This is a genomic window from Vibrio sp. T13N (genome assembly GCF_032970445.1).
GTDB lineage: Bacteria > Pseudomonadota > Gammaproteobacteria > Enterobacterales > Vibrionaceae > Vibrio > Vibrio diabolicus.
In genome coordinates this window covers 260668-276735 of record NZ_JAWJYE010000006.1, presented here as the reverse complement: position 1 = coordinate 276735, position 16068 = coordinate 260668, and the positions used below count along the sequence as shown (strand labels likewise).

Below are 16068 nucleotides of genomic sequence, written 5' to 3'. Positions count from 1 at the left end.
GATAGGTTTTACCTTTGAATTCTGTTCCAAAAATAGGTTTAGGGGTCGCGATGATCATCGCGACCTTTGTTGTTTCTGCCCTAGGTGCTTTGATTGTTCAAGCCCCTTCACTTGATGTGTCTGTGGTATGGGACGACCCGTATTATCAACATGTCACCAAGTTCAGCTTCTACCAAGCTTTTCTTTCCACATTGCTCAGTGTTGGCTTTGCCATTCCAGTTGCGCACGCGCTTTCACGTCGCCAATTTTGGGGTAAGTCATTACTGCTTAAGCTGTTTGCATCGACGCTAGTTTTGCCTGTTTTGGTTGGTGTTTTCGGGCTATTAGCGATTTATGGCAACAGCGGTTTGTTAGCGCAGTGGCTGCAAAGTTTCGATACTAAACTGCCATTTTCTATTTACGGTTTGAACGGAATTTTACTCGCCCATGTGTTCTTTAATTTACCTTACGCGGCGCGCTTGCTGTTGCAAGCATTAGAATCTATTCCTGCCGAGCAGCATAAGCTGTGTGCGCATTTAGGTATGAACCATTGGAATAAGTTTCGTTGGGTGGAATGGCCGCGTTTAAGGCAGCAACTTCCCCACGTTTGTGGCTTGGTATATATGTTGTGCTTCACCAGTTTTGCCACTGTAATGGCGTTGGGGGGCGGGCCAAAATCCACCACCATTGAATTGGCAATTTACCAAGCGATTAAGTTTGATTTTGATTTACAAGCTGGGGCGTTATTGGCGCTGTGGCAGATGCTGTTATGTGGACTGCTTGCCATTGGAGTGCAGAAGTTAACAAAGCCTGTTTCTATCAGTGCTGGCAGCACATCGGTACAGCAATATTTAACGAAGGATCATGGGTGGTCAAAAGCTTGGGATAGCTTTTGGATCATAGGTGCCTTTTTACTGGTGATACCACCGTTATTGATGGTGTTACTGAGTGGCATCAACCAACAAGTTTGGGCGGTGTTAACCGATGAACGTTTTTGGTCTGCGTTATCTAACTCACTCAAAGTGGCAGGGTTAGCCAGTGCGCTTGCGGTCGCTGCGGGCGTGTCCATATTGTTGACCAGCCGTCGTTGGCGTTTGCAGTACAAAAACACGCGAGCCGATCAGATTGAGCTAATCGGCACCATTATTTTGGTGACTCCAGGGCTGGTGATTAGCACCGGTTTATTCTTGCTGTTGCGATCATTTACCGATGTTTTTAGCTTGGCGTTTTTTGTCGTGATTTTGGTGAACGGTTTGATGGCTTTGCCTTACGTGATCAAAACGCTGGCACAGCCAATGCTGCACATCGAGCAGCAATACCAGTATGTGTGTGCCAGCTTAGGCATGCGTGGCTGGCAACGCTTTAAAGTGGTGGAGTGGCAGGCGCTGCGCAAGCCATTCGCACATGCGTTTGCGATCAGCTTTATGTTTGCGATTGGCGATTTAAGTGCTATCGCGTTGTTTGGCGGACAAGAGTTCCGCACTTTACCTCTGTATTTATTCCAGCTGCTTGGCAGCTATCAGATGGACGCGGCTGCGGTGGTATCGGTGACCTTGTTGTTGTTGAGTGTGGGCTGTTTTGCCTTGATTGAGAAAGTATTGAAAACGAAGGAGAGAGCGTAATGTTAGTGTTGGATGATGTGCAGTACACCTACCAACGTGAGCTGTTTCGTTTTGACTTAACGATTGAGCAAGGTCAGATAGTGTCGCTGATGGGACCAAGTGGGGCTGGAAAATCGACGTTGCTGGCGTTGGTGGCTGGATTTATCCATCCTGACCAAGGTGACATTCGGGTTGATGGTGAGTCTATTGTGCACAAAGAGCCTTATCAGCGTCCTTTCTCCATGCTGTTCCAAGAGCATAACTTGTTTTCTCACTTGTCGGTGCGTGACAACATTGGCTTAGGTTTACACCCAGGGCTGAAGCTCACTGTAGACCAAAAGCGTCAGGTTGAACAAGCGGCGCAGCAAGTTGGCGTTGCAGAGTACCTCGACCGTTTGCCTGAGCACCTTTCTGGAGGGCAGCGTCAACGTGTTGCCTTGGCGCGTTGTTTTGTTCAGCCTCATCCCATGTGGCTGTTGGATGAGCCTTTCTCGGCGCTTGATCCGGTTTTACGTGAAGAGATGCTGAGCTTGGTAAAAAAACTGGCGGCAGAGCGGGGAATAACCGTATTGATGGTCACGCACCATTTAAGCGATGCCAAAGCCATTGCCAGCCACTTTGTGTTTGTGGCTGATGGCAAAGTGGAAGCGGCGGATAGTATGTCTGCATTGAGTGAGCAGCATGCTAGTGAGAAGCTTGCGGCATTTATCCGAGCCGCACGCTAATGCTCAATGGTGGCTGGGTTATGCTTCTCCGCAACACAAACCATGTCGAGGACCAAATTCAAATTGAGATCTTAGGCTCATGATATGGTCAATCATCGCTTGTACTCGTCGCGTTCGGTTTGCGCCAGGACGATAGACTAAATAAATGGGCATTGGTACCGTGTGCCATTGAGGTAAGACTCTGACTAAGGAGCCATTTTCTAGCTCTTGCGTCATGTTTTGCATAGGTAAGTTAGCGATGCCTAGTCCTTTGAGTGCGCCTTTTAATACCGCTTCTACGGTGGTGCTAGAGAAGTTACTGCTTACCGAGACGTTGACGGTGCTGTCCTGCGAAATCAACGTCCAAGGGCCTATCTCTGAAACATACTGATATCTCAAACAGTTGTGTGTTGTCAGATCTTCTGGCGTTTTAGGTACGCCACACTCAGCTAAATACTCAGGACTGGCGGCCAATACTCGGGTGGTGTAACCCAATTTTTTAGCAATCAGTCGATCATCGACGATCTGGCCGACTCGAATTGCCATATCAAAACCGTGTGAAAATAGATCAACAAAATCGTTCGATGCTTCTAACGCAATTTGTACTTTTGGCCATTGTTTTAAAAATGGTAAAAAGATGTGCTCAGCCATATACGCGTCCAAGGCTGGTGGCGCAGCAATGCGAAGCCGACCTTGGATCTGCTGTTCCATTTCCTGAACGTCTTGACCAATCGAGTGAAATTCTTCAACTAAGCTTGCAGCACGCTCTAAAACCATTTGACCAGCTTCGGTAATCACCAACTTTCGGGTCGTGCGCTCTAGGAGCTTGGCTTCAAAGTGTTGTTCGAGTTTGGTTATGGCTTTACTAACAGTAGATTTTGGTAGGTTTAACTCCAGCGCGCACTTGGTTAAGCTCAGTAGTCGACAGCTTGTGACAAAGATAGAGAGCGTCCTAAAGTCAATTGTTTCTAAATTTCGAACAATCACTTTCAATTATCCATATTGTTTCAATATTGATCTGATTATAGTCTGGCTCCTCATCCTTAGCCATCAAGTTATTGTCATTTGAGGTAACCAACATGTCCAACTCTGTAGACTTATTTTCTCCTATCGAACTCGGTCAATTAGCATTAGATAACCGTGCCATTATGGCCCCTTTAACGCGCGCTCGTGCCAGCGCAGATCATATCCCGAATGACCTTATGGTTGAGTATTATGCTCAACGCGCGAGTGCTGGACTTATCATTGCTGAATGCACCATGGTGATGGAAGGAACGTCTGCTTTTATGGCAGAACCGGGCATTTATAACGAAGAACAAATTGCAGCTTGGAAAAAGGTAACGGATGCGGTTCATGAGAGAGGCGGTAAGATCGTATTGCAAATTTGGCATGCGGGACGCGCTTGTCATCCTGAACTGAATGATGGGAAAACACCTGTTGCAGCGAGCGCACTAGCCATTCGTGATGAGTTAGTTCATACCCCTTCAGGTAAGCAAGCATATACGGTACCACGAGCACTCGAAGTGGATGAGATAGCTTCCATTGTGGCAGCGTTTAAGCAAGGTGCGAAAAACGCCAAGAGAGCAGGCTTTGATGGTGTGGAGATACATGGCGCCAATGGTTATCTTATCGATAACTTTCTTCGTGATGGATCGAATTTACGTACTGATGAATACGGTGGCTCAGTCGAAAATCGTGCCCGTTTTTTACTTGAGATAGTTAAAGAAGTGGTCGAGGTATGGGGACCTGGAAGAGTAGGGCTGCGCACATCACCATTAAATGGATTTAATGACATGAAAGACAGCGATCCGGTTGGCTTGGTTCGTTACTTAGCTAAGCAACTTAATGCTTTCGATCTTGCTTATTGGCACGTGATGCGTGCGGATCTAAAGGGCGTACAAAAAGCAGATGTTCTCAAGCCAGCGCGCGAAAACTATCAAGGTTACCTAATGGCCAACGTGGGCTACAGTGCACAAGAAGCGACAACGGCAATTGCAGAAAATCAAGTTGATGTGGTCGCATTTGGCGTTCCATTTATCGCCAACCCTGATTTAGTTGAGCGATTTAAGAAAAATGCACCTCTTAATGAGGCAAAACCTGAGCACTTTTATTTAGGTGGAGCAGAAGGTTATACCGATTACCCAGTAATGGCATAATCCTTACTTGTTCAATATAAAAAGGACGCTAATGTTAGCGTCCTTTTTCGTTTCTTTAGTTGTTTAACCTTGCGGTTTCACGACCATCACATTGATTGGAGAATATTCCACGACCTTACTTGCGACAGAGCCAAGCATTACTTTATTGATTTTAGAACGCTTGTGACTTGGCATAATGATGAGATCAGCGCCCAAGCGCTCTGCATAATCAAGAATCGTCGCGTAGGCTTTGCCCTCAGCAACATGCACTTGGTACACAACATCTTCAGCAATATGCTTATTGGCGAAAGCTTTTAATTGCTGCTTCACGTCTTGCTTCATTTTGGCTGCTGCATCTTTTGGGAAGTATGTAGCAACCATCGACATGTGAATTCCAGGTAATACTGTTAGAAGGTGGATTTGCGCATTCGCTTGCTTTGCCTGCCAAACCGCTAGTTCAACCGCTCGGTCTGAAAAGCCTTGGTCATTTAGATCAACCGGAACAAGAATTTGTTTGTACATTCAATGTCTCTCACTAAGGCCCCTTCCTCGGGGCCAAATCGGTTATGCGCTCAATTGTTCCTTACGAGCACGACGTTTTTGGTTCATGGCAAGCACCAGCAAAATCATTAAGCATGGCACAAATACCCATTCTTTCATCGGACGTTCTGCATCTTGGATAACCCACTTGATCTCCCAATCAAAGTCGATACCTGCAGACTCTGCCGGGCTACCAAACTCGACCATATCGACAATCATTTTGTTGTCGCTTTCGGTCAGCATCAGACCCATAGACGAAATACGTGCTTCCGCTGTTGTCGCACTGTCTTCGAATGGAAGACGAACCGTTTTCTCGATGTAGTCGCCTTCAAGGTTTTCGCCGGCAACACGTAGCTCCAATGATTCTCCTACATTTAGCGTTTCCGTGATTTGAGCTACCTCAACGCCAGGAGAAAGAACTTTCGCTGGATACAGCATGTCCCACCAAAAACCAGGACGGAAAAACGAAAATGTCAGTACTAATAATAGAACGGTTTCCCACCACTTGTTACGCGTGAACCACCATCCTTGTGTAGCGGCGGAAAAGATCAGCATCGCAATGATCGATGAGATGACCGTGAGTGCTAAATGCCACCAAGAGTCTATCCCCATCAATAGTAGCTGGGTATTGAACACAAACATGAATGGCAAAATGGCGGTTCGAATATCGTAAGTAAAGCCTTGGATACCTGTACGAATCGGGTCTGATTTAGCAATCGCAGCCGCCGCAAATGCCGCAAGACCTACGGGTGGGGTGTCGTCGGCCAAAATACCAAAGTAGAAAACGAACAAGTGCACCGCAATGAGTGGGATGATCAAGCCATGTGCTGCACCTAGTGTGACAATAACCGGTGCCATCAACGTAGAGACGACGATGTAGTTCGCCGTTGTCGGTAGACCCATCCCAAGAACCAAGCTGATTATTGCGGTAAACAGCAGCATAAGAATGATGCTACCGCCAGAGATAAACTCAACGAAGTCCGTCATGACCAGGCCGATACCCGTTAGGGTGACGACCCCAACTACGGTACCTGCCGCTGCCGTTGCAACGCCGATACCAATCATGTTGCGAGCGCCAGCAACCAAGCTCTCAGCCAGATCGACGAAGCCATCTTTGGTTTGCTGCATCATGTCACCTTGCCTTGATAACAGAGCAATCAATGGACGCTGAGTCAGCAAAATGAAAATCATGAACACCGTTGCCCAGAATGCTGAAAGACCTGGCGAGAAGCGCTCTACAGTCAGACACCAAACCAATACAACGATAGGCAGTAGATAGTGCAAACCAGATTTAACCGTTGGGCCAGGATCAGGTACTTCTGTTAACTCTGCATCAATCTCAATTGCGCCATCTTGCACGTGATTTGCTGAGATCTTCACCAAGCCAACGTACGCAATTAACAGGGCAACCGTAACAATAGGCGTCGCGGCATCACCAAAGACATCTTTCGTCCAACCCACTCCGTAGTAAACCAATGCGCTGATCACACACAGTCCCAAGATTGTGCTAGTAAAGGAAAGTAAACTTTGTACTAACGTTGGGTTGTGGCGACGAGGAAGACCTGTCATACCCGCTTTACACGCCTCAAGGTGAACGATGTAAATCAAAGCGATGTAAGAGATAAGTGCCGGAAGTAGGGCAGCCTTAATTACCTCAACGTATGAGATACCGACATATTCCACCATCAAGAATGCCGCCGCGCCCATGATTGGTGGCGTTAACTGACCATTGGTTGAGGCGGCAACTTCAACGGCTCCCGCTTTGGTGCCCGGAAAACCGACACGTTTCATCAATGGAATGGTAAAGGTACCAGTGGTTACCACGTTTGCGATTGAAGAGCCAGAAACAAGCCCGGATAAACCAGATGCAACAACGGCCGCTTTTGCAGGACCACCTTTCATATGACCCAGTAAAGAAAAGGCGACTTTAATGAAGTAAGCACCTGCGCCAGCACGTTCCAGCATGGCGCCAAACAATACAAACAAGAACACAAAAGAGGTTGAAACGCCTAATGCGACACCGAATACACCTTCCGTTGTTAGCCATAAGTGAGACATGGCCTTGTTTAAGCTCGCTCCTTTATGCGCGATGACATCGGGCATGTAAGGGCCTGCAAAGGTGTAAGTAAGGAAGACAGCAGCAACCACCATCAGTGGTGGACCGAGCGCTCGGCGTGTTGCCTCTAAAAGGAGAACCATACCGATGACAGCAACGACGATATCTGCCGTTGTTGGTGCACCGGAACGTCCAGCTAGCTCGGTATAAAAAAGGTAAATATATGCCGCAGAAAAACTACCTGCTAGCGCCAATATCCAATCGACAAGAGGGATATGATCGCGAGGGGAATTTTTCATCGCTGGATAAGCAGTGAAAGCCAAGAAGATCGCGAAAGTGAGGTGGATTGATCGCGCTTCCGTGTCGTTCAGTACGCCGAAATTAAAAATAAATGGTAGCGGAGATGCGTACCATAATTGAAATAGTGACCAACACAGAGGAACAAACCAAAGGATTCGTCCTTGCATTCCCGAGGGGCTACGTGCACCTGTGTCTGCCTGAGCCACCATTTCTTGCACATCTTGTGACGGAGCTTGATTCGTCGCCATGTACTTTTTCCTTATTATTGATGGTCCTGTCGGATTTTTATCGAGAACCACACTTCGCCTTTATCAGTGTAGCGAATGGAGCGAAGTTTGCTTTCGAGTATTTTGCTGCCTGAACTCAAAGTGTTGAATTTTGGAGACTCTGCTAGGCGGCGTTTAAGTTTTTCTTGGGTATGAACTCGCAATTTTCGGAAGAAAACTGGCGAATGAAGCATGCAGTTAGCACGTGCTACAACCTGCATGCTCAAACAGGCAGAAAACCATCTTTTCCTGCCTGTGAATTTGGAGTCTGAGGAAGTTACTTAAGTAGACCCACTTCTTTGTAGTATTTTTCTGCACCTGGGTGAAGAGGGATAGATAGACCCGCTTTCACCATGTCTTCTTTTTTCAGGTTTGCAAACGCAGGGTGTAGACGTTTGAACGTATCGAAGTTTTCAAACACGGCTTTTGCAACGTTGTAAGCGACATCGTCTGAAACGTCTGCTGTTGTAACCATCGTTGCTGCAACACCAAAGCTGTTTACGTCTTTGTCTGTGCCACGATACATGCCAGCTGGCACTGAGCTAAAGGCGTAGTATGGGTTATCAGCAACAATCTTATCGATTTTCGGGCCTGTTGCAGAAACTAGCTTAGCATCACATGATGTTGTTGCTTCTTTGATTGAACCGTTCGGGTGACCCACCATGTAAATGAATGCGTCAATTTTGTTGTCACAAAGTGCTTGAGAACGCTCAGAGCCCTTTAGCTCAGAAGCCAATTTGAAGCTGTCGTTTGTCCAGCCCATTGCTTCCATAACAACGCCCATGGTTGCACGGTCACCAGAGCCAGGGTTACCGATGTTTACGCGCTTACCTTTTAGGTCTTCAACGTTTTCGATACCTGAATCTGCACGAGCAATGATGTTGAAAGGTTCTGTATGAAGAGAGAACATTGCACGTAGCTTTTTGTACGGGCCTTGTTCCGCAAACTTACTCGTACCATTGTAGCCGTGGTACTGCCAATCCGATTGCACGATACCAAAATCTAACTCGCCAGCACGGATAGTGTTAACGTTGTAAATAGAGCCGCCAGTCGATTCTACTGAACAACGAATGTTGTGTTCTTTACGACCTTTATTGACCAATTTACAGATAGCACCACCAGTAGGGTAGTAAACACCTGTAACAGAGCCAGTACCGATAGTAATAAACTCTTGAGCGTTAACTGCGCCTGCACCCATTACTGCTGCAGCGATAGCGCCTACTTTGAGAAGTTTGTTAAATGCCATGAATTTCCCTTCCTTATATTCATTATTTACCCGGAAATAACCATAAATCACTTCTGGAGTTTCCTATTTGGAAACGGCATCTTTTCCAATCCAATCGTTTGAAAAAGCGAGCGAATCATAACAAAAAATTGGCAGAAAATTATCCAATTGTTAAATGTTATAGTTGATAAGTCTGAATCTTGTGCAGGAGGATAGTGTTAGATTTGTGATTTAATTCTTTTTATAACAAACACTTAATAAGTATTAAGTGAACGAAGTGAAAAAGATCAATTGCGTGATGTTAATCACAAAATAGGTGGTTAAATAATGGTCTGGATAAGCAAAAAATTTACATAAATCATGGGCTACAAAATGAGATTTCTTTTATAGCCCACAAAGAGTTAGCTGATCTAAATGTGAAAGAACTTAGCCAGTGTATTCGAACAGTTCACACACTGATTTGAACAACTGTTCAGTCGTAATCGCCATCGTTGGAGTGATAAAGATAGTGTCATCACCTGCAACAACACCAAGAATACCCTCGGATTTACCCAGTGAGTCAAGCAAGCGAGCAATCAACTGCGCAGCACCAGGGCCAGTATGGATAACAACTAATGCCGCGTTATGGTCAATGTCTAGCACCAGTTCACGCAAAGAGCTGCTTACAGTCGGTACGCCTAGCTCAGCAGGAAGGCAGTAAACCATTTCCATTTTTGCATTGCGTGTGCGGACGGCGCCAAATTTAGTCAGCATGCGTGATACTTTCGATTGGTTAATGCTTTCAAATCCTTGTTGTTTGAGTGCATCAACAATCTCACCCTGTGAGCCAAAGCTCTCTTCTTTTAATAGGGCTTTAAAGGCGCGGACTAAGTTGTCTTGTTTTTCTGAATTGCGCATAGTCATTACGAATCTCTTATTACGGGTCAGCAATTTTGCATATTCTCGCATATATATTCATGCGGTGCCAAAGAGTCCCAGTATTATGTTAGTTACGTCACTGTAAACTATATACCACATGGAATTCTTTAACTATATGAAGTAGGGCTGTTTTTGTTTTCTTGAATTCCTTGTCATTTCAACAGAATAAAAGAATAATCCAAGCCCCATTTGTAGCACGGTAACAGCGAGTTGCGCGAGGTCGCAAAGCTAGCGTTAATTGATTGTAATCAAGTTGTGATTCCGATAGCTTTATTTAAGTTGGTTACAAACTACCCTACGAATACGTTTATAAGAGAAATACTCTCAAGGAGAACTACATGAAAGTAGCCGTTATTGGTGCCGCTGGTGGCATCGGTCAAGCCCTGGCCCTTCTACTTAAGAACCGTCTTCCTGCTGGTTCTGATTTAGCCCTATACGATATTGCTCCAGTAACTCCTGGTGTGGCTGCTGATCTTAGCCACATCCCGACGCCAGTTTCTATCAAAGGTTACGCGGGTGAAGATCCTACTCCAGCACTAGAAGGTGCGGATGTTGTGCTGATTTCTGCAGGTGTTGCTCGTAAGCCTGGTATGGATCGCGCGGATCTATTCAATGTAAATGCTGGTATCGTTAAGTCGCTAGCGGAGAAGATTGCGGTTGTTTGTCCGAAAGCTTGTGTTGGTATCATCACAAACCCGGTAAATACAACAGTGCCAATTGCCGCTGAAGTACTTAAAAAAGCGGGTGTTTACGATAAGCGTCGCTTGTTCGGTGTAACAACACTGGATGTTATCCGTTCAGAAACATTCGTTGCAGAGCTAAAAGACAAAGATCCAGGTGACATTCGCGTACCTGTTATCGGTGGCCACTCTGGCGTAACGATCTTACCTCTACTGTCTCAAGTGGAAGGCGTTGAGTTTACAGCTGAAGAAGTAGAAGCATTAACGAAACGTATTCAAAACGCAGGTACTGAAGTTGTAGAAGCGAAAGCGGGTGGTGGTAGTGCAACACTATCAATGGGCCAAGCTGCATGTCGCTTTGGTCTGTCTCTAGTTCGTGCTCTTCAAGGAGAAGAAGGCGTAGTTGAATGTGCATACGTTGAAGGCGACGGTGAACATGCGACTTACTTCGCACAGCCTGTGAAACTGGGTAAAGAAGGCGTAGAAGAAGTACTAAGCTACGGCAAACTCAGCGACTACGAAAAGTCTGCACTAGACGGTATGCTAGAAACACTAAATGGCGACATCAACATTGGTGTTGAATTCGCAAAGTAATCTAGAAAGCTCGAATAAGAAGAAAGCCGATCAAAATGATCGGCTTTTTTGATCTTTGGCTTCTCTGCTTCGTAAAATTACTTGATCAAAACAACGTGGTGAAGGAGAAGATGATGGAAGCAAGTCGAATCCGTAAAGGCATGGTTGTTGAGTGCCAGCAGGGCGTAGGTACGATATTGGTGGTCGACCGTGAAGCAGAGACGGTACTGTTGTCGAAACAAGGCTCTGATCAGCAGATTGCGGTTAGCTTTGATGAAATAGAAGATGACCCACAACTGCATGGCGGTAGTGACAGATATTACTAGCGCCTATCACGGCATTAGGTATCAGATACAAAAAGGAAGAGCWWGCTCTTCCTTTTTGTTTTAAGTCTTGCGTTATGGGTTGCTATGATTACTTCGTGCGTTGTACCGCGACATGAGCCAGAGTAATAAGCGCTTGCTTGTATTCAGATTCCGGCAATACTGATAGTTCTTCGATTGCTTTGTCTGCTTCTTCTAGTGCTTTTTGCGTCGTGTATTCCAGAGATCCGGCCTCTTTCATCACCGCGAGAATTTCTTCTAAGCGATCCATGCCATTGGCCTTCTCAATTGCTTCGCGAATCATGAGGGCATTGTCTGGCGTGGTATTACGCATAGCGTGAAGTAGAGGTAAAGTTGGCTTGCCTTCAGCCAAATCATCCCCCACATTTTTACCCATGTCTTCGCCATCAGAGGTGTAATCCATGACGTCATCAATAAGCTGAAACGCAGTACCCAAATACTTACCGTAATTTTGCATTGCGATTTCAACATGCTCAGGAGCATCGTTTAAGATTGCGCCAATTTGAGTTGCAGACTCAAATAAGCGTGCCGTCTTAGAGTAGATGACTTGCATGTAGCTTTCTTCTGTCGTGTCAGGATCGTTACAGTTCATCAACTGCTGAACTTCACCTTCGGCGATCACGTTTACGGCGTTGCTCATTAGCTTAAGGATCTTCATGGATCCTAGCTCCGTCATCATTTGGAATGAGCGAGTATAGATAAAGTCCCCAACTAACACGCTAGCAGCATTGCCAAATGCAGCATTCGCAGTTGCTTTACCGCGGCGCATGTCTGATTCGTCGACCACGTCATCATGCAGCAAAGTCGCTGTATGGATGAACTCAATAAACGCAGCTGCCATGGTATGACCGTTGCCTTGGTAACCAAGTGCGCGGGCTGACAGTATCGCTAAAAGCGGTCTCAGACGTTTGCCTCCACCACTCACGATATAAAAACCGAGCTGGTTGATTAAAGAGACATCAGAATTAAGTTGGGCTTGAATTGTTTCATTCACTTTTGCCATGTCATCGGCAGTAAGCGCTTGGATAGTTTTAAAATCCATCGTATATCCGGCTGAAGTTAGACCCTGCAAGGCTTATTCGATTTATATAATTGTCGAATAATACACTAAAAAACGTTGATTAATACATTACTAAAGGGCATGATTGCCGCACTTTTCTTTGGCGATTAGCTTTTCGCCAATTTTTTCAAAATATGGCTTGTCATAGGAGCATCTATTCTGTAGAATCTGCGCCCTATTGATGATTAGTTTAGCGCACACCCTCAAGAAAGGCTGTGCGGAAAAAGCGGAGTAAAATATGTACGCTGTTTTCCAATCTGGTGGTAAACAACACCGTGTAAGCGAAGGTCAAACTCTTCGTTTAGAGAAATTAGACGTTGAAACTGGTGCAACTGTAGAATTTGATAAAGTTCTTCTTGTTGCTAACGGCGAAGACATCAAAGTTGGTGCTCCTCTTGTAGAGGGCGGCAAAATTGTTGCTGAAGTTGTACAACACGGTCGTGGCGATAAAGTTAAAATCGTTAAGTTCCGTCGTCGTAAGCACTCTCGTAAGCAACAGGGTCACCGTCAGTGGTTCACTGAAGTGAAGATCACTGGTATCAACGCTTAATCTATTAGGAGAGTTTAACAATGGCACACAAAAAAGCTGGTGGTTCTACTCGTAACGGCCGCGATTCAGAAAGCAAACGTCTAGGTGTTAAGCGTTTCGGTGGTGAATCTGTACTTGCAGGTAACATCATCGTTCGTCAACGTGGTACTAAGTTCCACGCTGGTAACAACGTAGGTATCGGTAAAGACCACACTCTATTCGCTCTTACTGAAGGTAAAGTGAAGTTCGAAGTGAAAGGTCCTAAGAACCGTAAGTTTGTAAGCATCGAAGCTGAGTAATTAGGTTTTTACCAAGTTACTTAATAGCTTTAAGCTGAATTCAAAAGCCCTGCCGAATCGGCGGGGTTTTTTATTTATGGCAGTCGACATATCGAAGTTTCTCGTTTCCACCTTATTTGTGGACTGGGAGCTTAGATCTGTCATCTGCTAAAATTGTCAGATGACAAAGTAGATTTAATCCACGCACGAAGTAGTCGGAGTAAAAGATGAAGTTCGTAGATGAAGCGGTAGTAAAAGTTCAGGCTGGCGACGGCGGTAGCGGCGTTGTGAGTTTCTGGCGTGAAAAATTCATCACTAAAGGTGGCCCTGATGGCGGTGATGGTGGCGACGGTGGTGATGTTTATATCCAAGCCGATGAAAACCTTAACACTCTGATTGATTATCGTTTCCAGCGCTTCTACGAAGCGGAGCGTGGTGAGAATGGCCGCGGCGGTAACTGTACTGGTAAACGTGGTAAAGACATCGTTCTTCGTGTACCTGTAGGTACGCGCGCAGTGGATATCCACACAAATGAAATCGTGGCAGAAGTTGCTGAACACGGTAAGAAAGTGATGATCGCAAAAGGCGGTTGGCACGGTCTAGGTAACACGCGTTTCAAATCTTCAGTAAACCGCGCGCCTCGTCAAAGAACATTAGGCACAAAAGGTGAAGTACGTGAAATTCGCCTTGAGCTATTGCTTCTTGCTGACGTTGGTATGCTTGGTCTACCTAATGCAGGTAAATCAACCTTTATCCGCGCAGTCTCAGCAGCAAAACCAAAAGTCGCTGATTACCCATTCACGACGTTGATTCCAAGCTTGGGCGTAGTGAGTGTCGTACCAGAGAAAAGCTTTGTTGTTGCAGACATTCCAGGTCTTATCGAAGGTGCAGCAGATGGCGCTGGTCTTGGTATTCGATTCTTGAAGCACTTAGAGCGTTGCCGAGTGTTGCTGCACATGATCGATATTATGCCAATTGATCAGTCTGATCCGGTGCAAAATGCACTGACGATCATTGATGAGCTAGAGCAATACAGTGAAAAACTGGCAAGCAAGCCACGCTGGTTAGTATTCAACAAAGTTGATTTAATGCCTGAAGAAGAAGCGAATGAGAAGATCCAAGAAATCTTAGACGCACTAGGCTGGGAAGACGAGTACTTTAAGATCTCGGCGATCAATCGTAACGGTACTAAAGAGCTTTGTTACAAATTGGCTGACTTTATGGATAACCTACCTCGCGAAGAGGAGGAAGTGGCTGAAGAAGATAAAGTTAACTTCATGTGGGATGACTACCATAAAGATGCGATGGCGGGTAAAGACGTTATCACTGAAGATGATGACGACGATTGGGATGACTGGGACGATGAAGAAGATGACGGTCACGTTGTCTACGTTCGTGACTAATCAGAACCGTCAAATAATGCCTGTTTATCTATAATTCATTAAGCCGCAATTATTTATTGCGGCTTTTTTTGTATCTAAATCATATTTAGATGGTGTGATTTACGGCACAATAGCCGATACGTCGTGATTTTTGAGGGCTAGTTTGGACCTCTCGCGTATGAATGAGCAACACCCTAAAAGGAATTAGACTGATTTATGACTCTAGAAACCATACCGTCTGGAGAGTTGGCGGTATCCACTCAACGATCTATTTCTCGCCTTGTTGCCCAAGCCGGGCAAATGCTACTCGCTCATGGTGCTGAAAGTACTCTGGTGAGCGATATTATGCGCCGTATTGGCCTTGCTTGTGGGGTTAATGAAGTTGCGGTTGCCCTATCTGCCAATGCACTGGTTGTAACGACGGTAATGGATGGACACTGCATCACCACCACCCGAAGTTGTGCCGATCGTGGCATTAATATGCGCGTTATTACGCAAATTCAACGTATCTGCATCATGATGGAGCGTGGGCTGCTCGATGCAGCCATGGCGCAGAAAAAGCTGAACGCCATCAGTCCAGAGCGTTATAACCGCTGGCTGGTGGTGTTTATGATTGGCTTGTCATGTGCGGCATTCAGTCATCTGGCTGGTGGCGATTGGGGGGTATTTGTTATGACCTTTTTAGCATCAGCTGGTGGCATGATCGTTCGCCAAGAAATTGGTCATCGTCACTTTAATCCTTTACTGAACTTTGCAGCGACCGCCTTTGTCACGACCTTAATTTCTGCGCAAGCTGAAATCTACCAAATCGGCAATCTGCCCACTGTTGCAATGGCATCGTCGGTATTAATGCTCGTACCGGGTTTCCCGTTGATTAACTCGGTGGCAGACATGCTGAAAGGGCACATTAACATGGGTATTGCCCGGTTTGTGATGGCCAGCTTACTGACGTTGGCGACGTGTTTGGGCATCGTTGCTGCGATGAGCGTTACTGGAATTTGGGGGTGGGCAATCTAATGAGTTTGTTTGATTTGATGCTTGGACTGCTGAATGACATGTTTTTCGCTGCGATTCCCGCAGTTGGATTTGCACTGGTTTTTAACGTGCCACAAAGAGCTTTAGTGTATTGCGCTGTTGGCGGCGCGATTGGACACGGCAGCCGTTATTTGATGATGCAGTTTGGTATTCCCATTGAATGGGCGACCTTTTTTGCCGCGACGCTAGTTGGGATGATCGGGGTATACTGGTCTCGCCGCTTTCTCGCGCACCCAAAAGTGTTCACTGTGGCAGCTTTGATCCCGATGGTACCTGGCGTGTTTGCTTACAAAGCAATGATAGCCATGGTTGAGATCAACCATATTGGTTATTCACCTGAGCTCGTTGCAACTTGTATGGAGAACTTTCTTAAGGCCATGTTTATTATTGCAGGCTTAGCTGTTGGTCTTGCTGTTCCAGGGCTGTTATTCTATCGCCGCAGACCAATTGTATAAGGACCTAA

The 16068-nt window shown here is 45.9% G+C and carries 16 protein-coding genes; 10 read left to right on the top strand and 6 right to left on the bottom strand.

What is annotated here, in order from left to right; genetic code table 11:
* Window positions 1-14: 14 nt before the first annotated feature.
* The gene (thiP, locus tag R2S67_RS12550; RefSeq protein WP_317344746.1) at window positions 15-1601 is read left to right on the top strand and encodes a thiamine/thiamine pyrophosphate ABC transporter permease ThiP; all 1587 of its coding nucleotides are present in this window, start codon (window positions 15-17) and stop codon (window positions 1599-1601) included.
* Window positions 1601-2305, top strand: a complete 705-nt coding sequence (gene thiQ / locus R2S67_RS12545) for a thiamine ABC transporter ATP-binding protein (RefSeq protein WP_047009041.1) — start codon at window positions 1601-1603, stop codon at window positions 2303-2305. The genes thiP and thiQ overlap by 1 nt, the downstream gene beginning before the upstream one ends.
* Before the next feature lie 18 nt (window positions 2306-2323).
* On the opposite strand, the gene R2S67_RS12540 is transcribed toward thiQ, so the two are convergent.
* A complete protein-coding gene (locus R2S67_RS12540; protein ID WP_054867221.1) occupies window positions 2324-3271 on the bottom strand; it encodes a LysR family transcriptional regulator in 948 nt (315 codons plus the stop codon).
* 92 nt (window positions 3272-3363) lie between these two features.
* Between R2S67_RS12540 and R2S67_RS12535 the strand changes: the two genes are divergently transcribed.
* The gene (locus R2S67_RS12535) at window positions 3364-4440 is read left to right on the top strand and encodes an alkene reductase (protein WP_006742959.1); all 1077 of its coding nucleotides are present in this window, start codon (window positions 3364-3366) and stop codon (window positions 4438-4440) included.
* A gap of 63 nt (window positions 4441-4503) precedes the next feature.
* Here the strand turns inward: R2S67_RS12535 and R2S67_RS12530 are convergent, their stop codons facing one another.
* The 4 genes from R2S67_RS12530 to argR form a co-directional block, all read right to left on the bottom strand.
* Window positions 4504-4941, bottom strand: a complete 438-nt coding sequence (locus R2S67_RS12530; RefSeq protein WP_005392306.1) for a universal stress protein — start codon at window positions 4939-4941, stop codon at window positions 4504-4506.
* Between the two features lie 42 nt (window positions 4942-4983).
* Window positions 4984-7563 carry a TRAP transporter permease gene (locus R2S67_RS12525; protein WP_317344744.1) on the bottom strand — a complete coding sequence of 860 codons (2580 nt, stop codon included), beginning with the start codon at window positions 7561-7563 and terminating at the stop codon, window positions 4984-4986.
* A 295-nt stretch (window positions 7564-7858) separates the two neighbouring features.
* Complete coding sequence (locus R2S67_RS12520; RefSeq protein WP_005392302.1) at window positions 7859-8827, bottom strand: TAXI family TRAP transporter solute-binding subunit; 969 nt, start codon at window positions 8825-8827, stop codon at window positions 7859-7861.
* Window positions 8828-9232: 405 nt separating this feature from the next.
* A complete protein-coding gene (argR, locus tag R2S67_RS12515) occupies window positions 9233-9703 on the bottom strand; it encodes a transcriptional regulator ArgR (protein WP_031780246.1) in 471 nt (156 codons plus the stop codon).
* Between the two features lie 359 nt (window positions 9704-10062).
* On the opposite strand from argR, the gene mdh reads away from it, so the two are divergent.
* Both mdh and R2S67_RS12505 read left to right on the top strand, forming a co-directional pair.
* The gene (gene mdh / locus R2S67_RS12510) at window positions 10063-10998 is read left to right on the top strand and encodes a malate dehydrogenase (RefSeq protein ID WP_005392300.1); all 936 of its coding nucleotides are present in this window, start codon (window positions 10063-10065) and stop codon (window positions 10996-10998) included.
* Between the two features lie 113 nt (window positions 10999-11111).
* The gene (locus R2S67_RS12505) at window positions 11112-11303 is read left to right on the top strand and encodes a hypothetical protein (RefSeq protein WP_005392299.1); all 192 of its coding nucleotides are present in this window, start codon (window positions 11112-11114) and stop codon (window positions 11301-11303) included.
* Between the two features lie 88 nt (window positions 11304-11391).
* Here the strand turns inward: R2S67_RS12505 and ispB are convergent, their stop codons facing one another.
* The gene (gene ispB / locus R2S67_RS12500; RefSeq protein ID WP_005392297.1) at window positions 11392-12363 is read right to left on the bottom strand and encodes an octaprenyl diphosphate synthase; all 972 of its coding nucleotides are present in this window, start codon (window positions 12361-12363) and stop codon (window positions 11392-11394) included.
* A gap of 256 nt (window positions 12364-12619) precedes the next feature.
* On the opposite strand from ispB, the gene rplU reads away from it, so the two are divergent.
* From rplU to R2S67_RS12475, 5 genes are all read left to right on the top strand, one after another.
* The gene (rplU, locus tag R2S67_RS12495) at window positions 12620-12931 is read left to right on the top strand and encodes a 50S ribosomal protein L21 (protein ID WP_005383096.1); all 312 of its coding nucleotides are present in this window, start codon (window positions 12620-12622) and stop codon (window positions 12929-12931) included.
* A 20-nt stretch (window positions 12932-12951) separates the two neighbouring features.
* The gene (rpmA, locus tag R2S67_RS12490; RefSeq protein ID WP_005383095.1) at window positions 12952-13209 is read left to right on the top strand and encodes a 50S ribosomal protein L27; all 258 of its coding nucleotides are present in this window, start codon (window positions 12952-12954) and stop codon (window positions 13207-13209) included.
* Window positions 13210-13415: 206 nt separating this feature from the next.
* On the top strand, window positions 13416-14591 hold the full coding sequence (gene cgtA, locus R2S67_RS12485) for an Obg family GTPase CgtA (protein ID WP_005383091.1): 1176 nt from the start codon (window positions 13416-13418) through the stop codon (window positions 14589-14591).
* 195 nt (window positions 14592-14786) lie between these two features.
* Window positions 14787-15587: a threonine/serine exporter family protein gene (locus R2S67_RS12480; protein ID WP_150916207.1), complete on the top strand. Its 801-nt coding sequence runs from the start codon at window positions 14787-14789 to the stop codon at window positions 15585-15587.
* On the top strand, window positions 15587-16060 hold the full coding sequence (locus R2S67_RS12475) for a threonine/serine exporter family protein (protein ID WP_005392295.1): 474 nt from the start codon (window positions 15587-15589) through the stop codon (window positions 16058-16060). The genes R2S67_RS12480 and R2S67_RS12475 overlap by 1 nt, the downstream gene beginning before the upstream one ends.
* Window positions 16061-16068: the final 8 nt, after the last annotated feature.